The following is a 14,895-nucleotide window of genomic DNA, read 5'->3' on the forward strand; positions in this document are numbered from 1 at the left end:
ACATGCTTATTTTTTCAGCTCTGCCAAGCTTTTTTTCGCTGCTTCATTATTCGGTTCAATTGAAAGTACGGTTTCATACCAATAAATCGCATTTTCTTTATCTTTAGCAAAACAAGGGCTACCCACTTCATACTCTTTCGCATAGGCTAGTGCAATTTCAGCATTGCCTCCCTGTGCTTGGTGTGCATATAAACGCTGTGCAATACTACATTTATTCGCGGCTTTAGCTTCAGCAATAACTGCTAACACGCGTTTGCTATCAGGTTTGGTTTTTAAGCAACGTTGAATAAAAGCCAATTCATCTGTACTGCTTGCCACACTACATTCTGAAACGACAGGTGCTGAGGTAGGCGCACTTGATTTATTGCTCAAAAGGAAATAAGCAACAGCACCACCAATAACGGATAGCAGTAGCAATAGACTGATTATTAGACCTAATCGGCTTTTCTTTTGTACTGGCGGTTCAACGACTGGAGGTACCGCATCTAGTTCTTCAATAACAGGAATTTCAGCAATAGTTTCTTCAATCACAGGTTCAACTGTAACTTCAATAGGTTCAACAAGCGGTGGTAATGTTTCTTCTACAACGGGTTGAATCACTTCTCGAACTTCAGTGTCGCGGGAAGAATCGCCACCTGCTGAAGAAGCTAAAATATTGCCAACTAAACTCAGAGCACCACCATCTTCAATGGTGCCATCACGCACTTGTAACAAGAAACGAACATTCCCCATCTGACTCATTAGACCATCAATGAGCCAAGGACCTACTCTACCTTGCAGTGCATCACCTTCTACAGTCAATTCTGAGGTTTTATGCCACACTGGTTCTGGTGTCCACTGATTATTACCCGCAAAATAATAGCGATCTTGGTTGCGTTGTACGGCAATCTCGACCTCATTAGTTCCTTTCCATTTACGCGCACTAAACTGTGCATAACCTGGGCTGTCTTCTCTTAATTCAATTCGTAACACAATCAATTCCTCTTATGTTTTTTATGCTGTGATTTGTGCTGAACGGAATGCTCGCAACACACTACCTAACTGCGCATTTTGCGTTGAGTTAATTTCACGACCTGCGCTATGCCCTGCATTATTGACTGCGAAATGCCCGAACGCTACTAACCAATCTAAACGATAGTTATCATCATAATTGCTGGTTTGATCATTTAATTTTGGTAAACCATTTTGTTGTTCGACAGGGCGTTGCTCAAAAATCATTTGTCCCTGCAACACACGACTTGCAGGTCGCTGATCTAGTGGCATTTCGGCATAACCTAGCCATGAAATAAAATCGGCAATCGCAGTATTCATCGTAAAGACTTGACGTTCTGCAAGTTGATCACGCTTACTACCACTATTCTCATTACGTAATGCAATTTGTGATAGTTGATCCTGCAATTTCAAACGAGTTGCACCAGTTACAAGCTCATTGACCACATTTTCAATGCTATCAAGTGAAAGCCCAAAATATTGCATTAACTTATGATCAGCTGTGAGATTGCGTAAATGGCTCACCCATGCTTTAAACACAGCTTGTGCAAAACGCGATTCTTCTACTTTTTCGACCGCACTTTGCTGAATTGCCACGGATGGTGTCGGATCACTAAATAGATCAAAATCATCTGCTGGTGAATAGCTATGACTTTGTTGTTCCTCTGTAGCAAGTACTTCATCTAAATCAGAAAAATATAAAGAACGAATCGTTTCTTCTGGCAATTGTAAATGACGCAGCAATTCCCCCATTAAAATAGAACGTGGATTTTGTGGATGTAGCTCTTTAGCCAGTGCGTTAGCTAACTGGCGTTTTTTCGCAACTTCTTCTTCACCATCACTCTGATACCAACTCGCAAAACGATTTTCCACAAAATGATGAATGCGCTCATTGAGTTGTTCAGTCAAACGATTTGCTTTCACTTCAGGTAATGCAATGGTTTCTAAGTAATTACTAATACGTTTCATCCCACCATCATTCAATAATAGCATCGCCTCCCACGCTTCTTCTGGATTTGCTACATGCTTACAAATATCTGGGTCTTGACAGAAAGTACGTTTTAACAATTCCAATTGGGCTTTTTCGCTCTGGTTGATACTCACTTCATTTTCGCCTTCCACATTTAAAAAAGCGACTTTAAAGCCCGGCTTACGCACTAAAAATACATTATCAAATGGATTACCATCTGACCAATTATTAAACCAATCATAATTGCCAAAACGCTCTAAAATTGTTTGTTTTAGCAACCCACCTGCCCCCCAAGAAATTTTTAACAACTCTTCTTCTTTGGATAAGTCTTGGCTAATGCGCATATCAAACATGGTAATTGCCCATAATAAACCTGGCTTACGTAAGCCGCGCTGTTCAGGGCTATCGCCTTGTGTTTTATGAATCCAGCGTTCAAGTACTGGACCAACGCTATTCACATCAGACTGTTTAGTCGAAGGCGTACAAACAATCAAAATATTCATTTCTTGACTATCCGTATAACGTTCAAACAGATAAGCCACCTTACCGCGTAAAATCAATTGTGAAACAGGATTGCCTTCTTTTACCTCTGCCAATGAAGTAATCGCTAAACGACCTCGATAACCTGGAAAATCTAATAGATCCACTCGCTCAACTGCAGGTACACGAGTCGGATTGATCAACGGAAAGACTAGTTCTGCAGTAAGTGCGGTCAATTCTGCTAAAGAAATTGCAATAGGAGTACCCACTTCTTCTGCATGCGCTGGACGCACTTCAATTTGTTCATCACGTTCAGTACCTAAACGCTCTAGCATATCTACGTTCATGATACTGTCTGCTTGCGACAACCCACCATCAACCGTTTCTTTTACAACCGCACTTAATGGTGCATACACACGCTCTGGATGCCCTAGACGTGCTAATGAAGTCGCAAATTGAATATAGATATCCGTTAACTCTTTAATTTCACCCCACAGAATGGAAAACAATTCACCACGATCACGAATAGATAAATAAGGCGCAAGTGCGGTAGCATTTGCCCAATAGTTTCCTTGTAAAACGGATAAAGATTTACCAAAACTGTCTTGCGCATAATCTTGCAGATCCACCACATCATCTTTACTCACGCCAGCCACTTCCGTCGCAGAAACACGAGTATTTAACCCCTTGATTAAGCTATTAATTCGCCCTTGCGTAATTTCATAATCGACACGTTCTTTATCAAAATCATTGAAATAGGCATTGACTAAAATTTTAGCTACTTCAATTTCACTAAATAAACGTAGTTCAAGTGGATAGCCAGCAACACTTTTCGTTTCTTGACGCGTAAAACGTGTGACTAAACCTGTGGCTTCTTTACCACCACCCGGTGGGTTAATATGTTTAATAAAATCAAGTTGCTGACCATCAAATAAGGTTTCTAATTTACCACGTTCATCTGCAGCTAACGCCGAAATCAAAAATGATTTACCTGCTTGTGATAAACCAAAAAAACCCGCAGTAATCGGTTTATCAGAAACCGCTCCTAAACGTCTGGCAGTATTACGTAAGCGACGTAACTCTAAAATTAAGCTGTCAGCTTCATTATTTAAACGCACAACATTCGGGCGAACATCATCAATCCAATCAATTGCCGATTGTGATGCATGAAATACATCATCCCAAGATTGCACTAATTGTTTTGCTGTATTACTCATTATTTCTCCCGTTTAATGCTGCCAGTGTCTAACCAATAAAGACTGTCTTTTAAACCTGCATCCGTCATCGTATTTAAAGTTAATTTAATTTGTGGTTCACCCAGATCATTTCGTCTTAAACGCACTGTTTTTTCACTACCGCCCATTGTCATCAACTTAGCGCTTTCAATTTCAAAATGTTCAATACGCTCTTTTTGTTTTGAAGCTAAACCTAATGCTTTCTTAATGCGTAATTTCACATTTAAGACACCGCCATTGGCTAATTCACGATTTAGTGCATCATCTTCAATAGTCAATAAATACAATGGTGTTGCACTCCAACGCTCCACATTTAATTGGCGAAAACCTAAACGTGCTAAACCACGAACTTCAAAATGCATATCTGGTAGCTCATAATCAGGATTATCAAGATCAATATCACGATAATAGATATTACTGTCTTTGATCACATTATTGTTATCCAGTAATCCCACATATTTAACGGTGGAATAGGCAACTAATGCGGTTGCGCGCAAATAGAAATTTGGTAAGCGTTGATGTGTACTGAGGAAACATAGCATTGCCCCCACTGATGCGGTAGTTTTTGGATCATCAATCCGCCCTTGCTTATGGAATGGATACCAGTTACCAGTACGATAATTATGTAATGGTAAAATACGCCCAACAGGTAATGGTAAACGTGAACGGAAAAAGGCTTGTACACCAGGTAGACGTGATGGGCGCCCCGTTAGTAATAGAACATCACATTGATAACAATTGATGATTTCACATAATGCATTGAACGTTTTGCAAATATCATAATAATCACCACGCACAAAACGATTGTGAATCTCACGTAAATTCACTTCAATTGGCAAATCTAAGATACTGAAATGTGGATCGTTTAACTCTCGACGAATCGGCTCGTTAATATAATCTAACACATTTTCGGTCGGCGCTTCTACCTCGCTCAATAAAGTACAGAAAGTCAGATCATTTAAGCTGGCTTCACTGTAATAAGGATCAAAATTTTCATACTCTTTCAATACACGCAAACCAATTGGCATAAATACTTGTAGTGTCAATTGTTGACGTAATAATTTGTCCTGTACAGAACGCTCTTCTGAACCAATCAATTTCGATAAAATCGAATCTGGCTCTGCAATACCCTTTTCTTTCAAGCCTTTTGCTAATGAATTCACAACGACATCACGAATAATATCGAGCAAAATATCATCACCTGCCACCTTAAAACCATCGCGGAAACGTTGAGTTGGTACGATATGTGCATTACTGCTTCCATGATGATGATTACTACCATAATCTAAAGCATAGTCATTAATCACTAAATCAGTCGTCCCACCACCAATATCGACAGTTGCAATCGTAATTGCGTTTTTCTGTGAATTATCACGACGTCTTAATGCAGCAATAAACTCTTCTGGGCGACCGCCGTAATTATTCTGCGTTTCATTAAAGAAATATACCACTTGACCACAAGTTGCTTCATCCCATTGAATCACTACTTCTGGCAACATTGGCCAGTAGCTTTCTCGACTTTCTTTTGAATCAAAATTCAAATCATCGTCAGTTTTATCCCAACCTAAACTTTTCCACACTAAACCAATCGCTTGATACACACTATTACGGAAAATTTCACGCTCAGGTTTCGGCATCGCTGGTGGTACAGTTAAAATAATTGAACGTAAATAACGCGGTGTACGTGAATGCTCTAGCTTCGCGCGTTGCGTTGGACTATTAATTTGCGCCAGCGCATGCATCAACACTTCCGACAACATAAAAGTCATCAATGAACTACGCGAATATTTAGGATGGAAAACAGGAATTTTACGCTCAAATTCATCATCGATGCTATCATCAAGAATATGTAGTGCTTCACCATATTCATTAATTAAACCAGATAAAGGTTCGGCAGTAGCATGTGGCTCGTGATCAGTTTTCACATAAGCACTATTAAAGCGCCAACCTTGTCCATATTGCTCCACATCCCATAAATAACGTTTTGGACTCGATAGACCCGTTGAACCTTCATTACCATTACGGCGACTCGCTAAACGCGCGGCTTCTTTACCAACACGACCAATAGTTGCCCATTGGAAAGCATCACGGCGCCCGCTCTGTACTGAAAAATGTTCTTTACCAAAGAAAGCTTGTGCAAATTCAACTCGACTTTCAAAAGGCTCATTATAAACTCGTTCCGGACTGCTTAAATCACGTAACTCCAGTTCATAACGTTTTTTCAAACCATCTTTTTCTTGCTTATGATCTTCTATCAAAATACCGCAAGTCCGTGAATTACCCACATCTAGAACCATATCAACGGGAATCGCTTCGATAATATCATCTGCTTTTTTGGAAACCACTTTAATATTCGGCATGGTTAAACAGGTGCCTAATATTGCTAACATATTCAAGTAATGGGCTTGATGATTTTTTAATTTCACCGCATCGGATAATTCTTCAAAATCAGTTAAACGAATTAAATGGGCTTGCTCTTTAAAAATTTCTAATAGCCACTCATTTACCCATTTGAAATCTAAAAACCATGACATTTGATCTGACTGGTGCGCCAAACCAAATACCACACCTGAACGCACATCTTCCTCTGTTGGTGCTAAATACGCCACATTTTGACTGTTTGGGAACACTTTAGTATCAAATGCAAAGGTAATCCGGTGAGTATGACCATCTTGATCTGGTTCAGCTAATCGAATAATACGTACACGCGCCCAGTTATATGGACCTTCATCAAAACGATCGGGGGGAACAGTACGTAAAAATGGAATCGGCAACCAAACTCCATCAAATAACGTAAAAGAATGCTCTACACTAATATCTTGTTCAGGGGTTACAATACGTCCGGGCTGGGTTGGATCATAATAACCATCACGGACTTTATCTTCGATTAAACGGCGCAAAGGACCATTTTCACCTGAAGAAATAAAATAACCGCTGCCAATATCACGCCACGCTCTTTCTTTCCAGTCAATTTTCAATCCAAAATCAATAAATTGAATCCCACTATTCATGACTAGTGAGACTTCTTTACCTAAATAATGTAATTCTGGAAGCATTTTTTATTCTCTCTTATCGTTAAACTTAATTTGTTTTCATGCTCATTGGGAAACGTTGACCTTTACCATATTCCCCTTCGCAGTCTGCCGTACCACTTGCATCAGGCTTACATTTCACATTAGGTAATTGGTAAGTAGAGCCATCACTACATTTCGCTACACCTGTGTTACCAATACTTAAACTGCCCCCTTGCATAGCCGCATTCACATCACCAACACACTGCACACCATCCCCACGTTCAACTCGCACCTGTCCTTTACCTTTGTCAAATTCATATTTTAAACGCAGAGGTTTGCCAGTACTTTTATCTTGAATACCTGCTCCTGCATTCCATTGACCATTAAGGAAATCCACATTACCACTTTTAGCGCTCTCTGCTGGAATTTGCAATGGTTGATTTATCGTCTGTGGATCATTCGTTTTTTGTAACAAATCTTGTGCTTGCAAGTTATCTGCTATGTTTTTTTCTGGCTGAGTTGCTTCCGTAGCCGCTTTCTCAGTATTGTCCTTACTATTATCTGCTTGATTTAATTTGTCATTAGTTGAATCTAGCTCAGGTAATATCGTTTTATCGGCTAAAGCTGATTGATTAGTGTCTGTCGCAACTGTTGTATCTGCGACTTCAGTGCCGCGATTTAAGACTGTTTGCTCAACATCAGTACCCACCATTTTTTTACTTGGATCAACATTTAACACTAACTCACATTTTCCTGTTGGCTGTGCTGGTAACTGATCCAACTTCTCAATTAAGCGTGAGTCGGTGACTTTTTTCTTATTCACATCAGTAATCCAATTACCATTTAAAAAACGATATGAAATACCATCAAAGCAAACTCGACGCTCTACGCTAGATGTTTTGACTTTACTCACATCTGATAAAGCAGTGGTTGCGACCTCAACTTTAGGTGCCCAGTAATCACGCAAAAAGAACAACGCGAATAAGCCCAACAATAAAAATGGCAATAACCACAGTAACCAACGCCACCAAGGTTTCTTTTCCTCAATCACAGGCATTGGCTCGGCAACAGCAGGAACAGGCTCACGTACAACGGGCTTTAAACTTAAAAATGGATTGCCATAAAGCTCAGTACTTTTCTCAACAAATCCCCAAAAAGTAATGACAGGCTTATTATTGACTAAATAGACATATTCAGGACTGGGAAAACGAAGCGCTTTTAAATTATCTGGATCACTAATATCAGCTGGATTGTTATTGCCACATAATAAGCGAGAAAAAAGAAGCAGGTCACCTTGCAAATTGTCTGTATTTTTCAATTTTAAACCGAACTGCAGCATTGCCTGTTCAAATTGACTTAATTCTGCAAATGCAGCGGCACGTTCTTCCTCTGTCGCAGAAGTCCAAGGAATAATCATATAGTTACCATCAGGACGTTCCGATTCAAATGGTACATACCAGTCGATCTGACTCCCTTGATCATTACGTTGTGGGATAGCAAGATAATTGGCAAACTTTTTCCCAATGTGTTTATCCTCAGGATCCTTGACTCTGAACTTAATCGCCTCACGCAATTGTGGCGCTACCGCATATACTGGGGTGCCATCTTGTCCAAGTGCGGTGTAATTTTTTACATCACCGCTACGTAATAAAGCACTTAACATAGATTATCCTTGTTCAACTTGATCACAATAAATACAAAATAGTTATAAATATTGCACTATATCCAAAGGATTTTAATAATCTTGGCATAGAAATGCAAAGAGTTTGTACTTTTTTACACCACTTTACATCACTAAGATTTGTATTGATATCAATAATCTAAAAAAATAAATAAGGAAATTAAGAAAAACCTATTTTTAATAACTGATATTTATTTTGCAATAAATTTTATAAATTCTGCAAAAAGCACTTGATACTGTTTATTCATACAGGTAATATACACCTCAAATTCTGATGATGATTTTATTGAGGATTCAACAATGGCGACAAAAGAAGAAAAGAATAAGGCTTTAGCAGCCGCATTAGGTCAAATTGAAAAACAATTTGGTAAAGGCTCAATTATGAAATTGGGTGATACCCAAGCCTTAGATGTTGAAGCCGTTTCAACAGGTTCATTAAGTTTAGACGTCGCACTAGGTATTGGTGGCTTACCAATGGGACGTATTGTTGAGATTTTTGGACCAGAATCGTCTGGTAAAACGACTTTAACTCTTTCGGTCATTGCACAGGCACAAAAAGAAGGCAAAACTTGTGCATTCATTGATGCTGAACATGCATTAGATCCCATTTATGCTGCTAAGCTAGGCGTTAATGTCAATGAATTATTAGTTTCGCAACCAGATAATGGTGAACAAGCTTTAGAAATTTGTGATGCTTTAGTACGTTCAGGTGCTGTTGATGTCATTATCGTAGACTCCGTCGCTGCCTTAACACCAAAAGCAGAAATTGAAGGTGAAATGGGTGATTCCCACATGGGTTTACAAGCACGCTTAATGTCACAAGCACTGCGTAAGCTCACGGGGCAAATTAAAAATTCAAATTGCTTAGTTGTCTTCATTAACCAAATTCGTATGAAAATTGGTGTCATGTTTGGTAATCCTGAAACCACGACAGGTGGTAATGCCTTAAAATTCTATGCTTCTGTGCGTTTAGATATTCGCCGCACAGGCGCTATTAAAGATGGCGAAGAAGTGATTGGTAACGAAACTCGTGTGAAAGTAGTGAAGAACAAAGTTGCTGCGCCATTCCGTCAAGTCGACTTCCAAATTCTTTATGGACAAGGCATCTCAAAAACAGGTGAACTGATCGAGCTTGGTGTAAAACATAAATTAGTGGATAAATCCGGTGCTTGGTATGCTTACAATGGCGAAAAAATTGGACAAGGTAAAGCTAATGCTATGAAATGGTTAGACGAACACCCAGAAGAAGCATTAGCACTGGAAACGAAACTACGTAATGAATTATTAGCTAATCCAGAAAAAGTACTTGCCGCAGATATTGCTGAACAAAATAATGCAGAAATGGATTCAGATTACTAATCCATCATCGAGTCAAATAGGATGAAATAAAGTGCGGTTGAAATTTGCCAAAAATTGACCGCACTTTTTGCTTATCATCTACACTTTATTACAAAGGTCTATTACAGGAAAAACACCATGTCATCACAAGCGCTTAATTATGTCATCAGTTTATTAGCGCGCCGCGAATATAGTGAATTTGAGATCCGTTGTAAAATGCAAGAAAAACACTTTTCTGAACAAGAAATTGATGAAGTATTAGCGTATTGCCAACAAAAAAACTGGCAGAATGATCAACGCTTTACTGAAAATTATCTTATTTTTCGTGCACAACGTGGCTATGGATTCAGTCGAATAAAACAAGAATTACAACAATTGAAAGGTATTAATTCTGTTGTCATTCAGCAAGCATTGAATGAAGCTGAGGTTAATTGGTCTGAATTAGCCTTCAATCTGGTGCGTAAAAAATTTCCTGATTTTGCTACGATTTCAGATCTTAAAATAAAACAAAAAATATGGCGCTATATGCTTTCCCATGGCTTTAGACCAGAAGATTTTTCGGATTATATAGGTAGTGGTATTGAAGAATAACACGATTTTCAGGTAATAAGAAAAAAGCAGATCAAAATGATCTGCCTTCTAAATTAGCTTAACTAGCTTTCTCAATAAACACTCAACATCATTGTACACTCACACATTAGCTTACTTACTTTCTAAAAGTGCGGTCGGATTTTCTTCAATTTGATCGCTTTCAGTTTTTAAACTTGAAACTGCCATCGCTTCTTTTAACCCTTCTTCACGCACTTGCTGTGCTAGTGTATTTTCACCAACTTGCTCAAATACATACGCCGCCATATTCACATCTGTTGGCTCTAGTTGGGTTCTATGCGCAATCACCTGTTTAAATGCTTCACTCGCATGTATAAAGTCATTATTACGCACATATAAATAACCTAACGCACGATTAACACAACATTGCGCACTTTCACTCGCTTTATTCGCACGCTTTTCCATTAGCTTAATGAGTTTACTATTATCTTCAGGCTGTAAACGTGCAATTTGCGCACAAAGCAATTTATTTTCTGGGCTTTGCTCTTCAACTTTTTTCAATGCTTCTAATGTCAATTCATAAGCTGTTTCATGATCATTACAATCAATCAAACGTTGAATTAAGCCAATTTTCACAAATAAATCATTACGACGTTTACGCGGTTGATCATTCCACCAAGCCAATAAACCATCGACACCTTCTTCATGCATTTTTTCATCAAGTAAGCCATCTTCTACTTGACGCTGCAAGGCAGTAAATTCTTCTGCTGAATACAAACCTGAGTTTTCAACTTGATCTAAAACCTTATCTAATGCCAAATATGCTTTTGATTTTAAATAAATTTCAACAGCTAACTTCAATACCTCTTTATTACGACTAGTCATTACCAACAAGCTATCAACTGAACTACGTGCAGCTGGTAATTTCCCTTGTTGTAATAAAATACGAGTGCGTGCTAATTCAACAATTAAGCTGTCTGAGCCTGCAATTTCCGTTGCTTCCATTAAATAACGGTTCGCATTAAATTCATCCCCACGCTGCTGCGCTGCTTCAGCTGCTTTAATAAAATTCAATACAGGTTCATCAGAATGTTTTGCGTTTTTACCAATCAGTTTTTCTGCTTTTGAATAATCTCCTTCATTCATTCGCATTAAACCTTCAAGAGTTTGTCTTTGTGCTTTAGCACGTTTACGACGTGAGAACCAGCTATATGTATTACTACTTAAACGACAAAAACGGGTAATAATTAACTCAATGCCATAAATGATTGCCATTGCGATTACAAAGAACACAACTAACATGGTAATCGACATTTCAATGTTATAGTTGCTAGTTTCAATTAATACATAACCTTGTTTGCCCGATAAATAAGGACCTGCAATCAATCCCGCCAGTAACACCAGCATTAAAAATAGTACTCTAAACATAATCTATTTCCTCTACTGTTGCTCAGTGGTTGATGTATTATCATCGTTTTTTGGTGTATCACCAGCTGGTTGTTCTGTTAAGGCTTTATCAACAGAAATCTCAATTTTCTGCACTTCTTGCGATTGCTTATTAAGCAATTTATCTAATACATTCAAGCTAGAAAGTTGATTCGGTACATCAATATAAATCGATTGTTCTGCTAACTCATCTACGCTTTTCAAGAAGCTTTGTGCAAGCTCAGAGCTAGTATCAAAATAGCTTCTAACCCAAGAAGCGACGGTTTCTAAAGATTGCTTATATAAATCATCTTGCTGACGCGGCACCGCCATGATAGCGATTTGTAAACGTAAACGTATATTCTCACGTAAATAAATATCCTGATTTGGTGCTAACAAAGCTTTATCATGTGAATTTCTTGGCGTAATACGAATAAAATGATTCAAAAATGACGTTGCACTTTTCTCAGCATTTTCTTTCCAATCATCTAAAGAATCTGTTAATTTTTGATTAGCTGAATCAACTTCATCAAAATTCACATCAAGTACTGTTAATTCATCAAGATTATTTGCTAATTGAGATAAACGCTGCATGATGGCATTCTGATCGACATTATTGACTGCTAGCAATTGTTTTAAATCTTGATTAATTGCTGTGCGTACACTCACAACACGAGGATCTGACACTTTTTCTAACGCCTCATCTGCAACTTTAAGTAACGAAATACTCGTTTCTACATCATTATCTAATACCAACTTACGTAGTGCATTATTTAACAGAAAATCAGCTTCGGATAATAACCAATCATTTGGCTGCTGCGGTTTGCTTGCAGAGCTAAGACGATTAACCTGATTCTGTAATGACGAAATCACATGCTCTTTCACTGCAAGTTCTTTTTGCAATAAAAGTAATTTTTCATCTACCATACGATTTGCTTCAACTAATTGTGCAATTTGTTGACGCTCCTGATCAAAAGAAGGGATATCAATGCTTGGCGCTACCATTGCTTGACCTGCCTTATATTCGAGTGCGGTCAGTTTTTGATGAATTTGGTCCACTTGCTGTAAACCAAAATAATAACCAGCGCCACCAAGCCCGAGTGCAACAAGTAAGGCAAGCAAGGCAATACCTGTTCCGCCTTTCTTAACTACCACTGTTTCAACTCGCTTTTGTGCTTCAACAGACATACTCTCTGGTTGTGAGATATTTTGCTTCGGATCTTGTTCTTTCACTTTCTTCGAATCCTTTTTCTCTCCAGTTGCTACTTTAGATGTATCTTTTGGCTTTTGTGGTACTTTTTGCCCTACAACCGCCTTCTCTGTTTCCACAACAACCTTCTCATTATGCTTTTTCTGTTCTGGCATGCCAGTATCATTCTTTGGCACTTCATTAATGTCAGAAGAAGTTATTTTATTTTCAGCCATAATAATACCCATTTCCCTTATGATAATTAGAATTCAAAGCAAATCAGCTTGAACATAATAATGTTTGTAGTAAATGCTGATTATCTGCACGCGGCGAAACTACAATATCTTGCCACCCTAAATTATGTGCTAAATTCGCAAGACGCTGACTCACCGTCACAAGCTGGCAACTTTTTAACCAATTATGTTCGCTTTCTGGTACAAAATCCACAAGATAGTGCAAAATTTCTGCACTGGTTGCGACAATCCTCTGAATACCCGCACGTTTACAAATACTCATTTGTTCTGCATTGTTATACTCAATCGGCACACGCTGATAACATTCTAGCGTATCCACTTTTGCCCCACGCAATTGTGCTTGCTCAGAAAAATATTCGCGTCCACCATTACCACGCAAAATCAATATATGCTTGTCTGCAATATCTTGCATCAAAGCTAATTCAAGTAACCCTTCACTGGTTTCTTGCTGTTGTGGATAAAAAATTGCATGTTCTATTTGACTTGCAAAATATTCGGCTGTACGCTGTCCAACCGCGAAATACAGCAACTCATGACGCCAAGAAAAACCCGTATTTTTAAAAGTTTGCGTTGCATAATCAACAGCATGTTTCGAAACAGCAAAAACATAGTCACCCGCTTTTAATTGTGAAAATTTATGCGGCAATGCATTTAATTCTCGGCCAGCTTCAATCGTAAATAATGGCAAATGAATTGCAAATACACCTGCTTGAATCAACATTTCCGCTAATTGTGCCCCACGCTCATCGGGGCGAGTGACTAATACTGCCATTGTTTATTCTTCCTTTCCTTATTCTGAATAAAGTTTGTGCAAAATTTTATCAGCACCTTGCTGTAAAAGCTGTTCGGCAATTTGAATACCCAAAATTTCGGCATTTTCGACCGCACTTTTACCTTCAGCACGCATGATAGTAGAGCCATCCAATTCCCCTACTAATGCACGTAAATAAAGCTGTCCTTGTGTCAAAATCGCATAACCTGCAATCGGTACTTGGCAACCACCCTGCAAATGCATATTCATTGCTCTTTCAGCTAGTACGCAATAAGTGGTTTCCATATCCGCCAAAGGCGCAAGCAGCTGTTGAACGTCATGATCATCCATACGGCATTCAATTCCTACTGCCCCCTGCCCTACGGCGGGTAAACATTGTTCTGTTTCAATAAAAGAAGTCATTCGCTGTTCTAAACCCAGACGAATCAAACCTGCCGCAGCTAAAATAATCGCATCATATTCACCATTATCTAGCTTAGCTAAACGTGTACCAACATTGCCACGCAATGAATGAATTTGTAAATCAGGACGTAATTGTTTTAATTGACATTGGCGACGTAGACTAGAAGTCCCGACAACAGCACCTTGTGGTAATTCCAGCAAAGTACGGTATGAATTTGATACAAATGCATCTCTTGGATCTTCACGTTGACAAATAACGCTCAAACCAAGCCCTTCAGGGAAGTACATTGGGACATCTTTCATTGAATGGACTGCAATATCCGCTTCACCATTCAGCAACGCGGTTTCAAGCTCTTTCACAAAAAGCCCTTTACCACCAATTTTTGCTAACGGCGTATCTAAAATCACATCACCTTTAGTCACCATTGGCACTAATTCAACCTGTAAATCAGCATGAATCTGTTGTAAACGTGCTTTGACATAATTCGCTTGCCATAACGCAAGTGGGCTTTGACGAGTGGCGATTTTTAAGAGTTTTTTTGTCATCATCACAACCATTTTAGGCATAATAATCTGCTCTTATCCTATCATTGTTC

General features: G+C 38.7%; 10 protein-coding genes. 2 read left to right on the forward strand and 8 right to left on the reverse strand.

Going from position 1 to position 14,895, the window contains the following annotated elements; translation table 11 throughout:
• Positions 1-6: 6 nt before the first annotated feature.
• The 4 genes from C0975_RS09685 to C0975_RS09700 are packed head-to-tail and all read right to left on the reverse strand — an operon-like array spanning position 7 to position 8,352.
• The gene (locus C0975_RS09685; protein WP_101776190.1) at positions 7-972 is read right to left on the reverse strand and encodes a tetratricopeptide repeat protein; all 966 of its coding nucleotides are present in this window, start codon (positions 970-972) and stop codon (positions 7-9) included.
• Between the two features lie 21 nt (positions 973-993).
• The gene (locus C0975_RS09690; protein ID WP_101776191.1) at positions 994-3,657 is read right to left on the reverse strand and encodes a putative virulence factor; all 2,664 of its coding nucleotides are present in this window, start codon (positions 3,655-3,657) and stop codon (positions 994-996) included.
• Positions 3,657-6,731 (reverse strand): virulence factor SrfB, encoded by a 3,075-nt coding sequence (locus tag C0975_RS09695; RefSeq protein WP_101776192.1) that lies wholly within the window; start codon positions 6,729-6,731, stop codon positions 3,657-3,659. Before C0975_RS09695 ends, C0975_RS09690 begins: the two co-directional genes overlap by 1 nt.
• A 25-nt stretch (positions 6,732-6,756) precedes the next feature.
• The gene (locus C0975_RS09700; protein ID WP_101776193.1) at positions 6,757-8,352 is read right to left on the reverse strand and encodes an SrfA family protein; all 1,596 of its coding nucleotides are present in this window, start codon (positions 8,350-8,352) and stop codon (positions 6,757-6,759) included.
• A gap of 318 nt (positions 8,353-8,670) precedes the next feature.
• Between C0975_RS09700 and recA the strand changes: the two genes are divergently transcribed.
• On the forward strand, positions 8,671-9,729 hold the full coding sequence (recA, locus tag C0975_RS09705) for a recombinase RecA (RefSeq protein ID WP_101776194.1): 1,059 nt from the start codon (positions 8,671-8,673) through the stop codon (positions 9,727-9,729).
• Between the two features lie 117 nt (positions 9,730-9,846).
• Positions 9,847-10,299 (forward strand): recombination regulator RecX, encoded by a 453-nt coding sequence (recX, locus tag C0975_RS09710; RefSeq protein ID WP_101776195.1) that lies wholly within the window; start codon positions 9,847-9,849, stop codon positions 10,297-10,299.
• Between the two features lie 111 nt (positions 10,300-10,410).
• On the opposite strand, the gene C0975_RS09715 is transcribed toward recX, so the two are convergent.
• The 4 genes from C0975_RS09715 to hemC are packed head-to-tail and all read right to left on the reverse strand — an operon-like array spanning position 10,411 to position 14,845.
• The gene (locus tag C0975_RS09715) at positions 10,411-11,685 is read right to left on the reverse strand and encodes a heme biosynthesis protein HemY (RefSeq protein WP_101776196.1); all 1,275 of its coding nucleotides are present in this window, start codon (positions 11,683-11,685) and stop codon (positions 10,411-10,413) included.
• Between the two features lie 12 nt (positions 11,686-11,697).
• Positions 11,698-13,107 carry a uroporphyrinogen-III C-methyltransferase gene (locus tag C0975_RS09720; protein WP_101776237.1) on the reverse strand — a complete coding sequence of 470 codons (1,410 nt, stop codon included), beginning with the start codon at positions 13,105-13,107 and terminating at the stop codon, positions 11,698-11,700.
• 43 nt (positions 13,108-13,150) lie between these two features.
• Positions 13,151-13,897, reverse strand: coding sequence for a uroporphyrinogen-III synthase (locus C0975_RS09725; protein WP_101776197.1), 747 nt, complete (start codon positions 13,895-13,897; stop codon positions 13,151-13,153).
• 18 nt (positions 13,898-13,915) lie between these two features.
• Positions 13,916-14,845: a hydroxymethylbilane synthase gene (gene hemC, locus C0975_RS09730; RefSeq protein WP_101776238.1), complete on the reverse strand. Its 930-nt coding sequence runs from the start codon at positions 14,843-14,845 to the stop codon at positions 13,916-13,918.
• Positions 14,846-14,895 lie beyond the last annotated feature (50 nt).

Source organism: Pasteurella oralis (genome assembly GCF_002850605.1).
GTDB classification, from domain to species: Bacteria; Pseudomonadota; Gammaproteobacteria; order Enterobacterales; family Pasteurellaceae; genus Pasteurella; species Pasteurella oralis.

What these genes read in the sequence shown, in the direction of transcription:
- C0975_RS09690 (WP_101776191.1), bottom strand. Translation starts at nt 3,657, where the DNA reads ATGAGTAATACAGCAAAACAATTAGTGCAATCTTGGGATGATGTATTT.
- C0975_RS09695 (WP_101776192.1), bottom strand. Translation starts at nt 6,731, where the DNA reads ATGCTTCCAGAATTACATTATTTAGGTAAAGAAGTCTCACTAGTCATG.
- C0975_RS09700 (WP_101776193.1), bottom strand. Translation starts at nt 8,352, where the DNA reads ATGTTAAGTGCTTTATTACGTAGCGGTGATGTAAAAAATTACACCGCA.
- recA (WP_101776194.1), top strand. Translation starts at nt 8,671, where the DNA reads ATGGCGACAAAAGAAGAAAAGAATAAGGCTTTAGCAGCCGCATTAGGT.
- recX (WP_101776195.1), top strand. Translation starts at nt 9,847, where the DNA reads ATGTCATCACAAGCGCTTAATTATGTCATCAGTTTATTAGCGCGCCGC.
- C0975_RS09715 (WP_101776196.1), bottom strand. Translation starts at nt 11,685, where the DNA reads ATGTTTAGAGTACTATTTTTAATGCTGGTGTTACTGGCGGGATTGATT.
- C0975_RS09720 (WP_101776237.1), bottom strand. Translation starts at nt 13,107, where the DNA reads ATGGCTGAAAATAAAATAACTTCTTCTGACATTAATGAAGTGCCAAAG.
- C0975_RS09725 (WP_101776197.1), bottom strand. Translation starts at nt 13,897, where the DNA reads ATGGCAGTATTAGTCACTCGCCCCGATGAGCGTGGGGCACAATTAGCG.
- hemC (WP_101776238.1), bottom strand. Translation starts at nt 14,845, where the DNA reads ATGACAAAAAAACTCTTAAAAATCGCCACTCGTCAAAGCCCACTTGCG.